The following is a 17931-nucleotide window of genomic DNA, read 5'->3' as shown; positions in this document are numbered from 1 at the left end:
GCTGCCACCTCCGGTGCCGGATGCTGTCAGGGTGTTGTGGGCCACAACACTTGCCGTGTCGCCGGCACGGATGCCGGATCCTGCCAAGGTGGTGCGGGCCGCACCACTTATATGGCTGCCACCTCCGGTGCCGGATGCTGTCAGGGTGTTGTGGGCCACAACACTTGCCGTGTCGCCGGCACGGATGCCGGATCCTGCCAAGGTGGTGCGGGCCGCACCACTTATATGGCGGCCACCTCCGGTGCCGGATGCTGTCAGGGTGTTGTGGGCCACAACACTTGCCATGTCGCCGGCACGGATGCCGGATCCTGCCAAGGTGGTGCGGGCCGCACCACTTATATGGCGGCCACCTCCGGTGCCGGATGCTGTCAGGGTGTTGTGGGCCACAACACTTGCCGTGTCGCTGGCACGAATGCCGGATCCTGGGCAAGTGATTTGGGCCGAGTCACTTGCGTGGCGGCCGCGGCGTATTTCGGTTCCTGTCAGGGTGTTGCGGGCCGCAACACTTGCTGTGTAGCTGGCACAGATTCCGGTCACGACCGCTTCGCTCTGGGCCGCGTTACCACGATATTCTGGTTGTCCACCTGACATCATGGATGTGTACCCCGATTAGGCTTCAGCAGATGCAGCATTCCGCTGAGTGTGTGTTTTGCGGTTTGTATCGACTCAGGGCTACGCGTCTGCGTTAGCGTCTTCGTCGGCTGCTCTGCGCCCTCTGGCGGGGCTGAAGCGTCTTGACGCTCGGGGCTCGCTTTTGCCTTGTCGTCAGGGTTCCATTGGCTGTTGAAATCGCCGCGAACGGCCATGCCGACGAGCGTCATTAAGTATCCAAGCGGGTTTCGGACCCCTCCCGAGTCACAGCGGTGGACCCATTGTTTGATGAGCGCGGTTTTCAACTCTGCTGGAACCTTTTGCAGCGCCAGGACCGCGTTCTGTTTTTGCTCGACCGGTAGTCGATGCAGTGCACCGAGCAAATCGGCAGCGATGTCGTTTGGTGTGGGCGGTACATGTACAGAGCTTTTACAAACATCTTTGTGTGTATCTGTATACGTACTATATGAGTTCGGATGCCGAACTAAGTCCGAACTCAGTGATTTACGGCTGAGTTCGGCATCCGAACTCTGCTCCAAAGCGATTCGCTCTTCGCCTTTTTCACTGAGTTCGGTATCCGAACTCAGTGGAGATAGAGCTATATTTTGCTGAGTTCGGATTCCGAACTCAGTCGCTTTAAGAACGACTGGAGCCTGCGCTTTGGTCCAGGCCTGGCTATTCATGCGGGATTCGATGATGTCCAGCCTGCTAGGTAAGCGTTGGCCAACATCAGGATCAGCTGCAAATTCCTTCCAGGCAATTTCTGCCACTTCGCGAATCACCTTGGTCTGGTGCTGCATTGACTGCGCGAGTAGCTGCAAGTAGTCCTTGTCGAACTCTATAGCTTCGGCCGGTGTGACCGGTTCGTCGTGAAGCAGGTAGACGTTGCCTTGCACTTGTCCACTCAGATCATTGCGCACCCGTCGCCCCAGGCTAAGCCAACGGGTGAGACGTAAGGTCACTAATGCTTTTGATACAGTTTCACGCGAGGCAGGCCTACCGGGTTGCATACCCAAATATGGCCGCAGTTGGTCATAGGTAGGGAACGCCGTAAGGCCGTCGTCATTGATCAGTAGGCGAAATACCTGCCAGGTGTTTCTTTCAAGCGGGGTTAAGCGATCATCCAAAAGCAATCGGCGAGGAACCGTTTCGTGTGGGTTCCCGCTGAAAATAATTCCGGAGTAGGGGGAAGACCCTTCAATCCCCGGAGGCGCCGACTCTTTTTTCTGAAGCAAATGAGCTTCAAGGTGACCCGAGGCCGAGTCTAAAAGCGTCGACAAGGGAAGCCGAGACAACCTCATAATACAGAGTCACCTTCCACCGATGTCGCTGCAGGCTGTGCAAGTCGTTGAGAAGACACAAGCTGTAGCCTTCTCGGAAGGCCAGGGTTTGCAGGAGGGTAAAGCCCTTCCTTTATCCAGGACTGAATGCGATGCCAGATGATGGCCAGGCTGAGGTTTTCGTGGGTCTCATCTGGGCTAGTATCCTGTGGAGCATTGAGTTCCTCGGCGACCAACATGGCGATGTCCAGCAACGCGAGACTGTCGCCAAGCTCTACCTGATGCTCTTGCATTAGGTGCGTCCATCGGTACCAAAGCTGAGCGTCCATCTCCTCACTGAATTCGCGCCAACGGCCACGACGTGCCGTCACGCCGATCATTAGGCGTTGAAGGGCCACATCCTGCGGAGACAGCCCGAAGAACTGTTGCAGCATTTGAGTGGTCGCGCCAAGTCGCAGCGCACGTTCAATCATGCGCACTTCTTCATCAGAACGCTGCGCGCCTGACAGTAGTTTTTTTACCATGTCCCCATCAATGGTGACGTTGCACCAAGACACGGGAGTGTTAAGCAGCAAGCTCAGTACTGAAGGTTGTTGGAGCTGAGCCAATATCTCTGGCTCCAGGCCCATTTCGATGCAGCGCCGAAGTTGGCCATTACGCATGTGATGAAGCACCTGTGACAGGATTGCTTCATTTATTGGTGTCTTGGACATGACGACTCCCCCTTGTAGAGTCCGTGTGTTAACTGGCTGAATTCGGACCGTTGTTGGCGACTGACTGGATTTCCAGGTCAATCAAACGTCTTGCGAGACGAATAATGCGGAACAGCTTCACTAGAGCGCCGTCGCTGAGACGGCATTCACTTTCAGGGGGCTGATCTTTTGTGTGAGGCTGGCCCAGTAAGATCTGGCCCAGTCCGGCTGCGAACTCAAAGTCAGCCAACGCGTCGATTTGAAGCTTGGGTTGCTGCTGAATCATTTTCAGTACGATGGCCATCGAGCCGCTCAAAGACTGGAGCAGCGTCAAGGTATGTTGGGCTGTGGCAGTAATTTCGACTTCCGCTTCGGGGTGTCGGTAGCTGAACCCGACGCCACCATCGATATCGATAAATTGACCTGGGGCTTTGACCGAGCTGGCTATTTCGCGAGCCAATTGAGCGATGTGCTGACGCAGGGTCGCGGTATTGTCTATTTCGCGTTCGATGTACCAAAGGTCAGAAATGGGATTGAGTCCGCCAGCTTGAACAGGGATGGCCACCAAGGCATTGGAGGCGAAGTCGGGCAAGACCTCACCGTCAAGCGCAGCGAGCTCCCGTTTCATCTTGTCGACTCTGGGAGAAGTCTTCACAGGGCTCGCAACGTGCCCATCGATACGTGCTTGGCGCTCTTGTGGGCTCATTTGCTCCTGCGGAGTTGGGGCCAGTTGCTGTTGCACCCCTTGAGGTGAAGGACTCTCTTTGGAGGGCGTCGTCTTATGTGTGCTGCCCCCCGAAGTAGTAGGGGGTAGTTGTAGAGGGTTCTGATTAGCCTCAATGCCATTGTTCGAAACGTTAAGTTGAGTCCCCCCCTCAAATTGCGATGCAGGGTACTGTGGCAGCTCAAGAACCGGCGTAGACCGGCGCAATTGGTCCTGGTTCTGAGTGATTTCCAACAGTATTTGCTCGTAGCCGAGGTTCAGCGGCTTTTTAAGGTGATCTATCAGTTCGTCCTGAAATCGCTGGAATAGAAATTCTTCAGCGTCGCCCTCAAACTGGGACAGTACATCTTGGAAAAGCGTATCGAAATCAAGGTGCTGCTCCTGCTCTTGATAATTGCGATCCCAGCACTGAAGAGCTGTTTTGCGCAAAGACAGAAGCTTTATGATTCTGTCTACTCCCAGTCCAGAGTACAGCGCGCCTGGAATTGCTGGCAGTAAGTACCGAATGGTGTCGTGCATACGACTCAAGTGAGACGCGGAGACCGGGTAGCCATCCGCTGACAGCCGCCGTGAAAGCTCACGTAATGAGATAGACTCCCCTGCCTCTGTTTCATACAGCGCTCTCGCTTTGTCGACCCCAATAGCCCGCTCAATGAACAGGAGCTGGCCTTGGAGGTCGTTTTCAGCCAAGTGGCCGGTGAGCGAGATGATTTCGCCCCGAACGGCGTCCCAGGGTCGAAATAGGCAGTGAAACTTGAAGTACTTCTCGTCGCCGGTCTCACGATACAACTCGTTTAAAATTGCCAGGCGAGTGTTGCCGCCGTTGCGGATCCGGTACTTATCTTCCCCAGGTTTACGAGTGACGGGAGGTGGCGTATCGAGTCCCCGATTTCGTATCGACTCTTTAATTTCATCGTACTTCGGGTTACGAGTCGTCCTTGGGTTTTCGTCATACGGCAGCGTTTCGTCGAGAGTCAACAGCATGGGGGTATCGACGATGGGGTCGCTCATTCGCGCTGCCACCGGCGACTTCGATTCAAACGCCGGCAGCAACAGCTTATCTTTCATGGTTTGGGCCAAAGACGCTTTCATACTCTGGCTCCTGGCTGCTCATAAGCCGGGCTTGCCGCCAAAAGCTGGTCAATGATTTTCAAAGCACGATCCAGAGCAGCTTCAAGTTCGGCAGTTGTCTCCAGCCGATAAACAATTTCTGAGTTCATCGACCTGGCGTTTTCACGTGCTTCCAACGCGATGCGTTCGCGCATCCCGTCGGGCAGGCGAATAACGAATTTTTCTTCATGCAGACGCTGTGGTTTGTTACTCATGGTGGGCTCCGATGCCTAGGGTAGAAAGTGTGTTCAGCGACGTTTCAACTGATCAGTGAGTTGGGTAGGTAACCCCTTGATGACTAATGAATTGGACGCCTCGTCGTACTCGATCTTGTCCCCTAGCAGATGCGCTTCAAAACTGATGGACAAGCCTTCGGCACGGCCGGTGAACCGACGGAATTGGTTGAGAGTGCGTTTATCCAGGGGGATTTCCGGCGACAGGCCGTAGTCCTTATTGCGGATATGGTCGTAGAACGCCTTGGGGCGATCTTCATCGATCAAGCCTGACAGTTCCTCCAGGCCCATGGGTTCACCGAGCTTGGCCTGGCTGGTGGCGTAGTCCACCAGGGCCTTGGTTTTCTCGCGGGCCGATTCGTCTGGCAGGTCTTCGTTTTCAACGAAGTCGCTGAACGCCTTGAGGAGGGCGCGGGTTTCGCCCGGGCCGTCGACGCCTTCCATGCAGCCAATGAAGTCGCTGAAATACCCCGAGATCTTCTTACCGTTTTTGCCTTTGATGTACGAGATGTACTGCTTGGATTGCTTGTTGTTCTGCCACTCGGACAAGTTGATACGCGCTGCCAGGTGCAACTGGCCAACGTCCAGGTGGCGTGAAGGAGTGACGTCCAGATCGTCAGTAACCACCACGCCTTCACTGTGGTGGAGCAGGGCGACAGTTAGGTAGTCGGTCATGCCTTGCTGGTAATGGGCAAACAGTACGTGGCCACCGGTGGAGAGGTTGGACTCTTCCATCAGCTTTTGCAGATGCTCGACCGCCGTGTGGCTGAAGGCGGTGAAGTCCTGGTCACCTTCAAAGTACTGCTTTAACCAGCCGCTAAACGGGTGCGCGCCGGACTCGGCATGGAAGAAACCCCAGGCCTTGCCTTGTTTGGCGTTATAGCTCTCGTTGAGGTCGGCAAGCATGTTCTCGATGGCGACCGATTCGGATAGCTCCGAATCGCGTGCCTGGAGAACAGCAGGTGTGCCATCGGGTTTTTTGTCGATCAGGTGGACGATGCAATGACGGATAGGCATTAGATTGCCTCCTGCGAGTGTAGGGTTTGAGCTCGATCAGCACGACGAATACGGGCTTTGGCGTTGAGGCCTGAGCGGTAATCGCTTGCGGTTGATGAGGTGTAAATCGATCCAAGGCCAGATTTCGTGAACTTGATATGGCCACCTTGAGTGCGAGACACCGTCCAGCCATTCGCTTCAGCAAACTTCACGAGTACACGAAGGCTCTCGCTTTTTCCGCGTAGGAGATTGGTGGTCATAGCTCTGCATCCCTGTCTGCCAGAACGTTACCGGTCTGGATCGCGATGATTTCAGCCTGATCGCCAGGAAACTTGGTACCGAGCTCATGCAAAAAGTGACGCGTAGCCTCACGTGCTCCAGGCACGCGGAACACCACGCTGCAGTGCTGAACTTCCGCGGGGTGTTGCAGGTGAGACATGACGGCCACTTTCAGCGAGCAGCACTGGAGGTAGCGGGGCACCCAAACCGACCAGAAGTAGCTGGATAGCAAGGCGCCCGCACAGAGCAGTTCAACGGTAATTGTTGCGCTGGGCGTGTTGGTCAGCTCGACGTAGCCGAGCTTCTCAAACTCCAACAGATCCTCACGCATGCTCATTGGGACCACGGTGCTGTGGTCACGAGCAAGGCGGCCGATCGCTTGAGCTAATGCGTCGAGCTCCACCGGGTTGATCCCAGATTTATGGGCATGAGCCACAGCAGAGGCTTCGAACACGGCACCGGCATGGATACTAGGAAATAGCTCGGCGCTACTGTGCATCCGACACCTCCTGAAGCTCCTCGATGTCATAGCTATTGCAAGTAGGGCAAATAAGCTCGTCCACTTCACCGCCGGGTAAGGCTGGAGCGCCACTCACTTGATGTTTCGGGTGGTGGCTATCGCATTGAAGGCACCAGTGAGTGATGCGTACGAGAGTATTCATCGCTGAGGTGTGCTTTTTCATAGTTGAGCCCCTTGCCAGCCGGCGTTGGGACTGAGGTTGGCAAACCGGGTCTGATTGGCGATGAAGGCTGTTCGTACGGTCCCAGTTGGGCCGTTACGCGCCTTGCCGAGAATGATTTCTGCAATGCCTTTGTGTTCGCTCTGAGGGTGGTACACCTCGTCCCGGTAGACGAACATAATCAGGTCCGCGTCCTGTTCAATCGCACCGCTATCACGCAGGTCTGCGTTGATCGGACGCTTATTTGGCCGTCGCTCCAGTTCTCGGTTGAGCTGGGAAAGCGCAACCACCGGGCAATTCATCTCTTTCGCTAGGGCCTTGAGGGACTGGGATATAGCGCTGATCTCGTTGGCCCTGTTTTCCTGACCTGGGCAGCGCATGAGCTGCAGGTAATCGATCAGGATCAAGCTCGGGTGTCCGAAGCGACGAGCTGCTCGACGAGATTTAGCTCTGATTACTGCAGGCGTGAGCGCTGATGAGTCGTCGATGACCAGCCGCTCTCCATAGCCATTAATACGAGAAACCGCTGCAGTCAGCTTCGGCCAATCATCATCATCGAGCTTGCCCTTCAATAGCCTGCCCAGATCGATATGGCCTAGGATGCCCATCAATCGATACATCAGTGCTTTGGCCGGCATTTCCATGCTGAAAACCTGAACTGTACGATCAAGCTTTGCCTGCAGAGCCGTATCTATGAAGTTCAAGGCCAGAGAGGTCTTCCCCATAGACGGGCGCGCGCCGAGGATGATCAGGTCGGCTTCTTGAAAACCCGACGTCAGCTCGTCCAGGTCCTCCAGGCCTGAAGGCAGGCCGGTCACGGTGATATTGCCGTTGAAATGTTCGTCTATTTGTTCGACGACGTTCGTCAGGCATTGGTTGATATTGACGAATTCCGTTGCGCTCTTGCCTTCACCCAGAGCGAACAGTTGCTGTTCAATTGATTCTTGAACATCCTCCGCACTTGCCAACGGGTCTGTCGCCTCGCGAGAGCATTGGTATCCAAGGGACATGAGCTGTCTGAGCCGAGAGCGATTACGCACGATGGATGCGTAATGCTCGATGTTGGCTACAGACGGCGTGTTTTTGGCCAGCTCGCCCAGATAGCTCAGCCCTCCGGCTTCGTCTGGCTCCTCCAACGCGTTGTGGACGGTGACGATGTCGAACGGAATGGACTTGTCAGCAAGGCTTGCCATTGTCCGGAACAGCAACCGATGGTCGTGTCGGAAAAAATCAGAGGCATCCAGTTTGTCTGCGACGAGATCCCAGGTGTTGTTGTCGAGCAGTAGCCCACCTAACACACCTTGTTCAGCCTCTACGGAGTAGGGAGGTGAGAGGTCAAGGTGATTCATTTCCCAGACTCCTGGCCTATCTGAAGAAAACCACTCCCGTTGCGTGCCCCCAGGGCTTTGACCATGTCGACTTCAACCTTCGCTGAATTGATCATGACCTGAGCAACCTCGGCAACCGCTTTGGCCCGTTCGATTTCCATTGGTCTTTCTGGGTCCAGGAGGCTCTCGATCGCGACGAACAGGTGATTACGTAGATCTTCAATCTTGTTCTTCATGTTCAACCTCCCGGATGGTGCGTTTGAGTTTGCCGATAGCGCGTATTGCGGATTTCAGCTCTTCCGGATACCGATGAATGGTGTTCCGACGCATACGTTCTGCTCTCGTCAGCAACTCCAGGTTATTCAGGGCTATATGGGCCTTGTTGCCGTCCTTGAAGCACACGCACATGTTTATAGGGACTGGTCCGTGATGCTCCTCCCAAAGCAGTACATGCACGGCTTTCCAGTCAACGGGTGGGTAACCGGTATCGGTGATTTTCTTCTGCTGATAACCGTCAGGAGTTGTGCGCAGGCTGCCAATAGGCAGCCAGTTCCCCGGTTTATTGCCGGCCTTAAACTGCGTCTGAGTCATACGGCCAGAGGAGGGGAGCCCCTTAAGGCCCTTATTCCATGGGACGGATCCCTTGGGAAAGCGGAATTCTGCGCCCAACTTGCCGTCAAGCCGGCCACAGAGACTACTGCGAAGAAACTCGGCGCTTTTGCTCAAGCCCAGCCGTTTGGCTTTGGCATAGACCTGATAGACGCTGAGCCCCAATTCGGCGGCTAGGACCTGAGTCGGTTCATTGGGATAGCGGGCAATGAGCGAGCGCTCTTCTGCCTCACTCCAAACATGGTGTTTGTGAACCGGGGCAAGCCCAAGTTGGGATCTGGCTTGTTCCAGCGCCGCCATGGCCAAAGGTGAAAGCGAATGAGTTCTCATTGGCTCCCTCCATGCCCAAGGGCTCCTTGTGACTGCTGTCCGACACCACGATGCAGCCTGGCATGCTTGCCCTGGTCCCATCCCGCTTGCAAAGAGCGGGTGTCATGACCTTTGGCTTCGATGGGCTTGATAATGGCTAGCGTTAGTTTTGGATGATGCCATTCCAGGTAGGCTTGGATCTCCAGCGCAGTGTTTTCGTCTATCCCACCTGCAAACTGGTTCACCTTAGAGGCGACGGCATTGAGCCAGCCCTCGGCAAACAGTTGGCCGCGGTGACGTTTGGTTTTCAGTTGGCAGCGCTTCTGCTGGGCAACATGAGCTCGTCGGGCTGCGACAAGCTGGTGATGCAGCGTTGAATAGGTGTGAGCTGCCAGATCGGGTGAAATACCTTTCCCCAAGAACTTGAAGGACCAGCCAAGTAGCGGATTGAAATACGCCAAGTGGCTGCAATCGAAGGCTTGGGAACAGATTGAGGCCAGGTTGTGCAGCCAATCCTGCGGTGCCCGACGGGTTTTGGTACCCACAATGGATTCTTCGATTGTATGGGCAGCGACTTCGGTGTGTTCCAAGTTGTACTGATTCATCAAATGGCGAGCTTGACGAAGTGCAATTTCCACTTCGTTTGGGGCAGCGCCTTGTGACTTGGCCAGCGCCATGAGTTTGGCGACCTTGCTGAGGACTTTTTGCTTGTCCATCATTCACCCCCTTCCTGTTGGAGGCGGGGGGAGAGCGCCTCTGACCACAGGCGAAGTGTTTCTTCCTCATCAGCAGAGAGGTGAGTCCGGGCAAGGCAGTCCGCAACCTTCTGTTTCAGGGCATCAAGGCGGTCTTGAACACTTGACCCATCGTCGTAAGCAATCTCTTGCTCAACAGCTTGCACAACGTCATTACGAAGAGAGAGAACCGTGCTTATCCAAAAAGCACTTGGGCTGGTCCAGCCAATGAGCTTTCGAGTTCTGGCAGGCGACAGGTAATCACGGAGCCTGAGATTGAACTCCCTAGGGGAATAACCATTCCTGAAAACGTCTGCTCGATTAAGCGTCAGCGCTGTTTTAAGAATATCTAGAAGAGGGTCCAAAGCCGTTGGCTCAGGAGCAAAGGGTTCTAAATATGTTTCAGCTACCAGGCGTTTGGCTTCGGCATATCGACTTTGCTGACGGCGTTTGGCTTGGTTTTCGTCGCGGCCGCGCTTTTCCTTCGCGTGCTTAATGTTCGAGTTCACTGACTCGATAAGCTTCGCGGCGTCCTGCAAAAGCTGAAGCTGGTCAACGCTCAACTGAGCGCCAATCCGACCGGGTAATTGGTAACCGCTTGTCAGGGCTCGGATTTCTCGTGCGGTTCCACTGAGCTTGGCTTGCAAGCTGCGCAATTGCTGAGCGCTGTAGTACTTGCCAACCTCTAGGATGAGGTTTGCAGTAATACTGCGGGCGTCGGTAATGGAGGGCTTCGCCATTTCAACGACCCTCCCTCACCAAGTTAGCTACCTTTTCCTCGGTCATGGCCTCGAAGCGGTCACGCCATTCTGGAAAAAGCTCAATGGCCAATTGGCGGATCACGACAAGGGCTGCAGGGGATATGCGGTTGGAAGGCTGTCTGTATTCCAAGCGGTGTACTGGGACGCCCAGGGATGAACTGTTACGAAACACCACTGCGGAGGGGACGACGCATTCCAGAACGTTGATTTCGTCATTGTCCTGGAAAATTTCCCGTACCGACTGCTCGATCATTTGCGCGTCGGTGGTTTGGTCGAGATTGTTGACGACGATCCGCACAGGAGGGATTTTCATGCCCAGGCGCCCATAGGCGCGCAGGCCGTCCAGCATCTGCATGGATCCCCGGCTGAACTCCCGTGCAGCGAGCATATTGGGCGGAAGTGGGGATATGACCAAATCAGAGGCTAGGACCACCATTTCGAGCATTGCCGACCTGGCGCCTTGGGTGTCAATCAGTACCAGGTCGAAATGATCTTTGAAGCCCGGCATCAGGTTGGCGAGTCGCAACCGTCCGTCAGGTGCTTGCAGGATCAGGCTGTTCAGTTGGTTGTTGATGTCGTTGGAAATGACAAGCGACAGGTTTGGTATCGTGGTGCTGGATATGATCTTGGCTGATTCGGTGATATTGAATGCCAGCAGGTCGTAGATGCCTCCTTGAGCTTCATCGACCAATTGGTAATACGAGGAGAGCGAAGGCTGTGCAGGATCTAGGTCGATCATGAGCACGCGCAGGCCTGCATCCGCACAAAAAGCGCCGAGGTTGGCCTCGATGGTAGTTTTGCCTACGCCGCCTTTGGTCGAAACGACCGCAGAGATTTTCATGGTTTGGAGCCTCTAATGTGGGTTCATTAGAGGCTGCGAGGCCACGGAAACAGCTATGTGTAGCGAACACGATCCTGGGCTATGAAGCACTAAAACCAATTGTCTTTTAACCAATTGGTCGTAGGTTCGAATCCCACACGACCCACCATTTTTGAGACCAGTTAACGCTGGAATCGAATCTTAAGATCAGAGGCCAAAAGCGCTGATCGAAGAAGGCGACTGAAAGGTCGCCTTTTTATTACCGGGGTATAGCGCAGTCCGGTAGCGCGCCTGCTTTGGGAGCAGGATGTCGGGAGTTCGAATCCCCCTACCCCGACCATATTAAAAATCCTCGTATCGAAAGATACGGGGATTTTTTTTGTGCTCGCAAATTCTGAATTCACCGCAAAATAAAGTGGGAGCGGGCTTGCTCGCGAATGCGCTGTGTCAGTCAGTACATCTGTGACTGAACCACCGTATTCGCGAGCAAGCCCGCTCCCACATTTGCCAGGCCTCCTTCGAGACCAGGTTGTTAGTGCAATTTAAGGCGTGGCTCGGTGCCGCGGCCGATCTTGCTGCCCAGCATCAGCATCGCCGTGCGGAAGAACCCATACAGCGCCATCTGGTGCATGCGGTACAACGACACGTAGAACATCCGCGCCAGCCAGCCTTCCAGCATCACACTGCCCGTCAGATTGCCCATCAGGTTACCCACCGCGGAAAAGCGCGACAGCGAGATCAGCGAGCCGTAGTCGGTGTACTTGTAGGTCGGCAGCTCCTTGCCTTCGATTCGTAGCTTCAGCGACTTGGCGAGCAATGAGGCCTGTTGGTGAGCCGCTTGGGCCCGTGGCGGTACATTGCGGTCGGTGCCCGGCTGCGGGCAGGCGGCGCAATCACCAAAGGCGAAGATATTTTCGTCGCGGGTTGTTTGCAGGGTTTGCAGGACTTGCAGCTGGTTGATGCGGTTGGTTTCCAGGCCGTCGATGTCCTTGAGGAAACCGGGGGCGCGGATACCGGCCGCCCAGACCTTGAGGCTAGCCGGAATCACCTGGCCGCTGCTGGTGATCAAGGCGTCGGCAGTTACTTCACTGACCGCCGAGTTGGTCAGTACCGTCACCCCTAGTTTTTCCAGGGTCTTGTGCACTGGCCCACCGATCCGCTCCGGCAGTGCAGGTAATACCCGCGGGCCGGCTTCGATCAGGGTGATGTGCATGTTTTCTGGCTTGATACGGTCAAGGCCATAGGCAGCCAGTTCATGGGCGGCGTTATGCAGCTCGGCGGCCAGCTCGACCCCGGTGGCACCGGCGCCCACGATGGCGACGCTGATCTGTTCAACGGCGTCGGTCTGCCCGGCATGGGCGCGCAGGTAGTGGTTGAGCAGTTGCTGATGGAAGCGCTCGGCCTGCTTGCGGGTATCGAGGAACAGGCAATGTTGCGCTGCGCCCTCAGTGCCGAAGTCGTTGGTAGTGCTGCCTACCGCAATCACCAGGCTGTCATAGCCCAGCACGCGGGCAGGCACCAGTTCGCGGCCTTCTTCGTCGAGGGTTGCGGCCAGCTGGATTTTTTTCTGCTCACGGTCAAGCCCGCTCATGCGCCCTAGCTGGAACTCGAAGTGGTTCCATTTCGCCTGGGCAACATAGTTGAGTTCGTCTTCAGAGGAGTTCAGTGAGCCGGCCGCCACTTCGTGCAGTAACGGCTTCCAGATGTGGGTCAGGTTGGTGTCGACCAGCGTGATGCTGGCCTTGCCACGCTTGCCCAGAGTCTTACCCAGGCGGGTAGCCAACTCCAGGCCGCCGGCACCGCCGCCGACGATAATAATACGATGGGTCATGAGGATATCTCGCAAGGCTAAAAGAAATCGGAGCAGTTACCCTCGCGAGCGCCAGGCGGCTCATAGCGTCAGGTAACTCAATAGGCGGCTCAGCGCACCGAGCCCGATTACCACGACCAGCACCACGCAGAGGAGCAGCCACGGCCGGAAAGGCTTGCGCTCGACTCTGTGCTGGGTAAGTCGCAGGTACTCTTCGACACGCTCTTGGTCATCGGGTTTCAGGCGGCTGGTCATAAAGGCCTCGTCAGGTAGACGTTGCAAAGGGGCGCCACGTTACAGCCAGGGGCATCAAAGGCTGATGCCGACATCAAACACTATGCTGCGGCCCAGGTTGTTGCGCAAGAAGTCCGGCGCGTCGGGATGTGCAAACAGCACCCTGGCAAAGGTTGGCCCCACCAGTGACAGCGAGCGCCAGCCTTGGCGCAGGTATTCGGTCGGCGGCGGAAAATGGCTGTTGAGGTCCAGCACTTCGCGTTTGAGGCTGGTAAACGCAATGAGGTCCAACTCCCCCAGGTCCATGCCGCGTTCTTTGTAGTTGTGGGCTTTTTTACGCAGTGTGGGGGCCAGGCGCAGCAGGAATTCATGGGCGGGAATGCGCCGTGGCTTGGCTTCGCGCCGTACCAGTTGGCTCAAGGAGAAAGCACTGCGCCTGCGCAGCAACTCATCGCGCCACTCGTCGTTCAGGCGACGGCCCTCGTCCAGCACAAAAAAGACCTCGAAGCTGGCGTCGCGAAACAACACGTCGGGCGGCTCCTGGCCCGCAGCGTGAAACTCTTCGACGCGGTAGGGCACGTTCAAGCCTTGCAGCAGGCGCTGGCAGACCCAACGCTCACGCTCCCACTTGCGGGCATTGGACAGAAACGCATTGGCTTGTTCGGCTGCTACGGTGAGCAGGCGCAAATAATCTGAGTCATCCATAGTCGCAGCTTAGCGTTCAAATGATGACCACAGGAAGTCTTGCCTTAAAAACGCGGGTGTAGAATGCTGATGTGGAGCAGGCCCAGGGACGAGGTGTGTGATGAGGTTTTTGGTAAAGGCAGAGCATCCGTGATCAGTGCAGCGGTTCTGGCACCCCAGACGCTCGGCCTCGGCTGGCTGGTGTATGCGCCCGTGTTGATGTGGGCGATGCTGCGCTCGCCATGGGTGGAGTTGTTTGCCGACCGTCGGCGCCAGCATTTGCTGTTCGGCACGGTGTTCGCGCTGTTCATGCTGTGGCTCGTGCGACGGGATTTCGATACCGGCGTGTCCTACCACTTTATCGGCATGACCGCCGTGACCTTGCTGCTGGATTGGCCGCTGGCAATCGTCGGTGGCTTTGCCGCCCAGCTTGGCTTGATGCTGTTGGGGCGCCAGGATCTGGCCGCGCTTGGCGTCAATGGCCTGCTGCTGATCGTGCTGCCGGTGCTGGTCACCGAAGGGTGCGCGCTGTTTGTAGAGCGGGCGCAGCCGCGAAACCCCTTTGTGTATATCTTCTGTTCGGGCTTTTTTGCTGCCGCCCTCTCGGCATTGCTATGCCTGTTGGCCGGCTTGGGCTTGTTGTGGTTCGACGGTCTTTTTGCGATGCCTGAGTGGTTGGAAGATTTTGTCGGTTACCTGTGGCTGATCATCTTTCCCGAAGCCTTTATCAACGGCATGGTCATCAGCGCGCTGGTGGTGTTTTGCCCGGAATGGTTGGAGACGTTCAACCGCACTCGCTACCTCTCGGCGCCGTGGAAGGACGACGATTCGCGGCGTTGATCCAGGTCAAATGCCAGGCCGCGGCGCGGGTCCATACTCTGCAAAATTTTCAGGAGCACGGACAATGAGTGTGTACGAGTGGGCACGGCAGGAGTTGCGCAGAAGCCAGGATGCAGCGCAGGAAATCGGTTTTGACCCCGGCTTGACCTTGCGGGCCATGCTCAGTGCGGTCGTGCAGCAAAGCAAGGGTGTACGCAGTTTTGAAGACCTGGCCGACGAGTTGCAATACCTTGCAGAGAACCTCGACGACCAGCAGGAATATGCCTTTATGCGCCCTTAGTGGCGTGGCGGCAGGTCTTCGGAAAACAGTTCATCTTCGGCGTCAGGGGCCACGGGAATCTTGTGTTCTTCAGCGGCCCAGGCGCCTAGGTCGATAAGCTTGCAACGGTCCGAGCAGAACGGTCGGTTGAGGTTGGTCGCTTTCCATTCCACGGGTGCACCGCAGGTTGGGCAGTCGACGGTCAGGGGTTGGCTCATGATCGGCCTCCACGCAAAGTAAGGTAAAAGTGGTGCAGTCGCTCGACCTCGCCGTGCAGCCAGGCGAGGTCCTTATCGTTGACCAGCACGTCATCGGCATGGTTCAGGCGGTCTTCGCGGCTGGACTGGGCCTTGAGAATCGCCTGCACCTGTTGTTCGCTGATGCCGTCGCGCTGCAGGGTACGCTGAATCTGCAGTGATTGCGGCACGTCGATCACCAGGATGCGCTGGGTCATGCTGTACTGCCCGGACTCGATCAGCAGCGGCGACACCAGGATCGCGTAGGGCGATTGGGCGCGTGCCAGGTGGCTGCGAATTTCCTCGGCGATCAGCGGGTGCAGCAAGGCTTCCAGCCACAGGCGCTCTTGCGGGACCTCAAAGATCAGTTTGCGCAGCGCGGCACGGTCCAGTTGGCCGTCGGCTTGCAGCACGTCGCTGCCGAAGTGTTCGGCGATGCGTGCCAGGGCCGGGCGGCCAGGCTCGACCACCCAGCGCGCGGCGTGATCGGCATCCACCAGGTCGATGCCCAGCTTGATAAAGTGCTCGGCCGCAGCACTTTTGCCGCTGCCAATGCCGCCCGTGAGCCCAAGAATCCAGGGTGTTGCAACAGAAGTGGTCATCTGAAACCGACAGACTGCAAATAGAAGTCGGTTATTTGACCACCCCAGAGCAATGCAATCCAGCCGGCAATTGCCAGGCAGGGGCCAAACGGCATCGGCGCTGACACCTGGGCCTTACGCAAACGCAGCAGGATCAGCCCGGCAAGCACGCCCAGCAGCGAGGCCATCAGCAGGGTCATCGGCAGAATCTGCCAGCCGCCCCAGGCTCCCAGCAAGGCCAATAACTTGAAGTCGCCATGGCCCATGCCGTCTCTGCCGGTGGCCATCTTGAACAGCCAGAACAGGCACCACAAGCTCATGTAGCCGATAACCGCGCCCCACACTGCATCGGGCAGTGGCGTCAACAGGTCAGCACTGTTGAGGATCAGCCCCAGCCATAGCAGCGGCAGCACCAGCACATCCGGCAGCAGTTGGTGGTCCAGATCAATCAGGCTCATGCCCAGCAAGCCCCAACTCAACAGCATCACCGCGCCGGCTTGCCAGCCGAAGCCGAAGTGCCAGGCGACAGCGGTTGAGATCAGCGCGCACGCGAGTTCGGTGAGGGGGTAACGCAGGCCGATGGGCTCACGGCAGTGGGCACAATGCCCCCGGAGCAACAGGTAGCTGAGCACCGGGATATTTTCCCAAGGCCGAATCGGTTGATTGCAGCGCGGGCAGCAGGAGTTCGGACGCATCAGGTTATAGGCCGGCCCACCGGGCTCGGCTGGCAAGTCGAGAATCTCATGGGCCTGGGCACGCCATTCCCGCTCGAGCATTTTGGGCAGGCGCCACGCCAGCACATTGAGGAAGCTGCCGACGATCAGGCCCAACACCAGCGCCAGGCCAACAAACGCCCAGGGATGTTCGCTCAGCAGCAGGCTCAAAATGCCGTCCCCAATTGGAACACCGGCAGGTACATGGCCACTACCAGCGCGCCGACAATCCCCCCCAATACGACCATGATCAGCGGCTCCATCAGGCTGGTGAGGTTGTCGACCAAGGTATCCACGTCTGACTCGTAGTGGTTCGCGACTTTTTCCAGCATGCGGTCCAGGGTGCCGGACTCTTCCCCGATTGCGGTCATCTGGATCGCCATGCCTGGGAACAGGCCGCTGTTATGCATCGATTGATTCAACTGCATGCCTGTGGATACATCGTGGCGCATACGTTCGATTGCCTGTTTGAAGGGGCCATTGCCGACGGCGCCGGCCACCGAACCCAATGCCTGTACCAGAGGGACGCCCGCCGCAAAGGTGGTGGAAAGTGTACGAGCGTAGCGGGCGACCGCAGATTTGTGCAGCAGTTTGCCTGCCATGGGCACTTTCAACAAACCTGCTGCCCACCAATGGCGAAACCCCGGGTAAGTACGGTAGGCGTGGCGCCCCACAACCAGCGCCGCGCCCACACCCAGCCCCAGCATCCACCACGCCTGTTGCAGCAGTTCCGACAGCGCGATGACCCCCAGGGTAAACCCGGGCAATTGGCCGTTGACCCCGGCGAACAAGTTCTGGAATTGCGGCACCACATGGATCAACAGCACTGTGCTCACCCCTGTGGCAATTACCAGTACCGCGAAAGGGTAGGTCATGGCTTTCTTGATCCTGGTTTTGAGCCGTTGGCTTTTTTCCAAATGAATCGCCACGCGCTCCAGCAGGGTTTCCAGGGCGCCGGCCATTTCGCCAGCCGCCACCAGATTGCAGTACAGCTCATCGAAATGGCGGGGATATTGACGCAGGGCAGCGGCCAACGGGTGGCCGCTGGCAATATGCTGTTTCAACGCCTTGACCAGTTCGCGCAGCTGTGGGTTTTCGACGCCTTCGCTGATGATGTCGAAGGCTTGCAGCAGCGGGATGCCGGCTTTGAGCAAGGTGGCCAACTGGCGAGTGAACAGGGCGATATCTGCAGGCGTTATTCGCGTCTTGAAGATGTGTAAACCATAAGATTTCTTGCGCACACGCTCAGGGCAGATCCCTTGCTGGCGCAGTTGTAGCTTGATCAGCGCAAGGTTATGGCCGGCGATTTGCCCGGACACCCGGCGCCCTTTGCGGTTGATGCCTTCCCAGGCATAAATTGTCGACGTGTCGTTCATGTGAGGTTGACGCACCCAGGTCGTGAAGAATTTATAGCTTAGTCAGGCGGCG

Annotated in this window: 23 protein-coding genes and 1 tRNA gene; 3 read left to right on the top strand and 21 right to left on the bottom strand. The window is 56.8% G+C overall.

The genetic code is table 11. The annotated features are described in order from the left end of the window. From AC4PS6_RS25200 to AC4PS6_RS25135, 14 genes are all read right to left on the bottom strand, one after another. A partial coding sequence (locus tag AC4PS6_RS25200; RefSeq protein ID WP_492181057.1) for a hypothetical protein occupies window positions 1–285 on the bottom strand: 285 nt, incomplete at its 3' end. A 305-nt stretch (window positions 286–590) separates the two neighbouring features. Beyond that, window positions 591–1892 (bottom strand): STY4528 family pathogenicity island replication protein, encoded by a 1302-nt coding sequence (locus AC4PS6_RS25195; RefSeq protein WP_019816979.1) that lies wholly within the window; start codon window positions 1890–1892, stop codon window positions 591–593. Beyond that, a complete protein-coding gene (locus AC4PS6_RS25190) occupies window positions 1889–2584 on the bottom strand; it encodes a DUF2857 domain-containing protein (protein ID WP_008437329.1) in 696 nt (231 codons plus the stop codon). Before AC4PS6_RS25190 ends, AC4PS6_RS25195 begins: the two co-directional genes overlap by 4 nt. 28 nt (window positions 2585–2612) lie before the next feature. Beyond that, the gene (locus AC4PS6_RS25185) at window positions 2613–4379 is read right to left on the bottom strand and encodes a ParB family protein (protein ID WP_008437328.1); all 1767 of its coding nucleotides are present in this window, start codon (window positions 4377–4379) and stop codon (window positions 2613–2615) included. Next, window positions 4376–4612 carry an Arc family DNA-binding protein gene (locus AC4PS6_RS25180; protein WP_008437327.1) on the bottom strand — a complete coding sequence of 79 codons (237 nt, stop codon included), beginning with the start codon at window positions 4610–4612 and terminating at the stop codon, window positions 4376–4378. The genes AC4PS6_RS25185 and AC4PS6_RS25180 overlap by 4 nt, the downstream gene beginning before the upstream one ends. A 33-nt stretch (window positions 4613–4645) precedes the next feature. Further along, on the bottom strand, window positions 4646–5647 hold the full coding sequence (yejK, locus tag AC4PS6_RS25175; RefSeq protein WP_008437326.1) for a nucleoid-associated protein YejK: 1002 nt from the start codon (window positions 5645–5647) through the stop codon (window positions 4646–4648). Further along, the gene (locus AC4PS6_RS25170) at window positions 5647–5886 is read right to left on the bottom strand and encodes a type II toxin-antitoxin system HicA family toxin (protein ID WP_008437325.1); all 240 of its coding nucleotides are present in this window, start codon (window positions 5884–5886) and stop codon (window positions 5647–5649) included. The genes yejK and AC4PS6_RS25170 overlap by 1 nt, the downstream gene beginning before the upstream one ends. Beyond that, complete coding sequence (locus AC4PS6_RS25165; RefSeq protein WP_008437321.1) at window positions 5883–6404, bottom strand: hypothetical protein; 522 nt, start codon at window positions 6402–6404, stop codon at window positions 5883–5885. The genes AC4PS6_RS25170 and AC4PS6_RS25165 overlap by 4 nt, the downstream gene beginning before the upstream one ends. Window positions 6405–6584: 180 nt before the next feature. Continuing rightward, window positions 6585–7934, bottom strand: coding sequence for a replicative DNA helicase (gene dnaB / locus AC4PS6_RS25160; RefSeq protein ID WP_008437319.1), 1350 nt, complete (start codon window positions 7932–7934; stop codon window positions 6585–6587). Beyond that, window positions 7931–8149 (bottom strand): hypothetical protein, encoded by a 219-nt coding sequence (locus tag AC4PS6_RS25155; protein WP_008437317.1) that lies wholly within the window; start codon window positions 8147–8149, stop codon window positions 7931–7933. Before AC4PS6_RS25155 ends, dnaB begins: the two co-directional genes overlap by 4 nt. Beyond that, the gene (locus tag AC4PS6_RS25150) at window positions 8133–8852 is read right to left on the bottom strand and encodes an HNH endonuclease signature motif containing protein (RefSeq protein ID WP_020301295.1); all 720 of its coding nucleotides are present in this window, start codon (window positions 8850–8852) and stop codon (window positions 8133–8135) included. Before AC4PS6_RS25150 ends, AC4PS6_RS25155 begins: the two co-directional genes overlap by 17 nt. Next, the gene (locus tag AC4PS6_RS25145; RefSeq protein ID WP_008437315.1) at window positions 8849–9550 is read right to left on the bottom strand and encodes a DUF2786 domain-containing protein; all 702 of its coding nucleotides are present in this window, start codon (window positions 9548–9550) and stop codon (window positions 8849–8851) included. The genes AC4PS6_RS25150 and AC4PS6_RS25145 overlap by 4 nt, the downstream gene beginning before the upstream one ends. Then, window positions 9547–10305, bottom strand: a complete 759-nt coding sequence (locus AC4PS6_RS25140) for a hypothetical protein (protein ID WP_008437314.1) — start codon at window positions 10303–10305, stop codon at window positions 9547–9549. Before AC4PS6_RS25140 ends, AC4PS6_RS25145 begins: the two co-directional genes overlap by 4 nt. A 1-nt stretch (window position 10306) precedes the next feature. Then, window positions 10307–11167 carry a ParA family protein gene (locus AC4PS6_RS25135; RefSeq protein WP_008437313.1) on the bottom strand — a complete coding sequence of 287 codons (861 nt, stop codon included), beginning with the start codon at window positions 11165–11167 and terminating at the stop codon, window positions 10307–10309. A gap of 242 nt (window positions 11168–11409) precedes the next feature. Between AC4PS6_RS25135 and AC4PS6_RS25130 the strand changes: the two genes are divergently transcribed. Further along, a tRNA-Pro gene (locus AC4PS6_RS25130) sits at window positions 11410–11486 on the top strand. Window positions 11487–11678: 192 nt separating this feature from the next. On the opposite strand, the gene AC4PS6_RS25125 is transcribed toward AC4PS6_RS25130, so the two are convergent. From AC4PS6_RS25125 to AC4PS6_RS25115, 3 genes are read right to left on the bottom strand one after another with little or no spacing between them, the layout of a single operon-like run. After that, window positions 11679–12977 carry an NAD(P)/FAD-dependent oxidoreductase gene (locus AC4PS6_RS25125; RefSeq protein WP_014716868.1) on the bottom strand — a complete coding sequence of 433 codons (1299 nt, stop codon included), beginning with the start codon at window positions 12975–12977 and terminating at the stop codon, window positions 11679–11681. A 60-nt stretch (window positions 12978–13037) separates the two neighbouring features. Next, window positions 13038–13211 carry a DUF3094 family protein gene (locus AC4PS6_RS25120; RefSeq protein ID WP_014716869.1) on the bottom strand — a complete coding sequence of 58 codons (174 nt, stop codon included), beginning with the start codon at window positions 13209–13211 and terminating at the stop codon, window positions 13038–13040. Between the two features lie 54 nt (window positions 13212–13265). Then, entirely contained in the window at window positions 13266–13895 is a 630-nt protein-coding gene (locus tag AC4PS6_RS25115; protein WP_003188431.1) for a DUF1780 domain-containing protein, read from the bottom strand. 129 nt (window positions 13896–14024) lie between these two features. Between AC4PS6_RS25115 and AC4PS6_RS25110 the strand changes: the two genes are divergently transcribed. Both AC4PS6_RS25110 and AC4PS6_RS25105 read left to right on the top strand, forming a co-directional pair. Next, the gene (locus tag AC4PS6_RS25110) at window positions 14025–14714 is read left to right on the top strand and encodes an energy-coupling factor ABC transporter permease (protein ID WP_038448869.1); all 690 of its coding nucleotides are present in this window, start codon (window positions 14025–14027) and stop codon (window positions 14712–14714) included. A 64-nt stretch (window positions 14715–14778) separates the two neighbouring features. Further along, entirely contained in the window at window positions 14779–14994 is a 216-nt protein-coding gene (locus AC4PS6_RS25105; RefSeq protein WP_003171680.1) for a hypothetical protein, read from the top strand. On the opposite strand, the gene yacG is transcribed toward AC4PS6_RS25105, so the two are convergent. The 4 genes from yacG to AC4PS6_RS25085 are packed head-to-tail and all read right to left on the bottom strand — an operon-like array spanning window position 14991 to window position 17879. Next, window positions 14991–15191, bottom strand: coding sequence for a DNA gyrase inhibitor YacG (yacG, locus tag AC4PS6_RS25100; RefSeq protein WP_003188437.1), 201 nt, complete (start codon window positions 15189–15191; stop codon window positions 14991–14993). The two genes, AC4PS6_RS25105 and yacG, sit on opposite strands and share 4 nt — an antisense overlap. Continuing rightward, window positions 15188–15811 (bottom strand): dephospho-CoA kinase, encoded by a 624-nt coding sequence (gene coaE, locus AC4PS6_RS25095; RefSeq protein ID WP_032903992.1) that lies wholly within the window; start codon window positions 15809–15811, stop codon window positions 15188–15190. The genes yacG and coaE overlap by 4 nt, the downstream gene beginning before the upstream one ends. Next, on the bottom strand, window positions 15808–16674 hold the full coding sequence (locus AC4PS6_RS25090; RefSeq protein ID WP_060766604.1) for a prepilin peptidase: 867 nt from the start codon (window positions 16672–16674) through the stop codon (window positions 15808–15810). The genes coaE and AC4PS6_RS25090 overlap by 4 nt, the downstream gene beginning before the upstream one ends. Then, complete coding sequence (locus tag AC4PS6_RS25085; protein ID WP_130174635.1) at window positions 16671–17879, bottom strand: type II secretion system F family protein; 1209 nt, start codon at window positions 17877–17879, stop codon at window positions 16671–16673. Before AC4PS6_RS25085 ends, AC4PS6_RS25090 begins: the two co-directional genes overlap by 4 nt. Window positions 17880–17931 lie beyond the last annotated feature (52 nt).

It is taken from the genome of Pseudomonas sp. DW-iso17, assembly GCF_058725345.1.
Note: the sequence above shows the minus strand (reverse complement) of the source record. Positions and strands in the feature narration are given on the sequence as shown.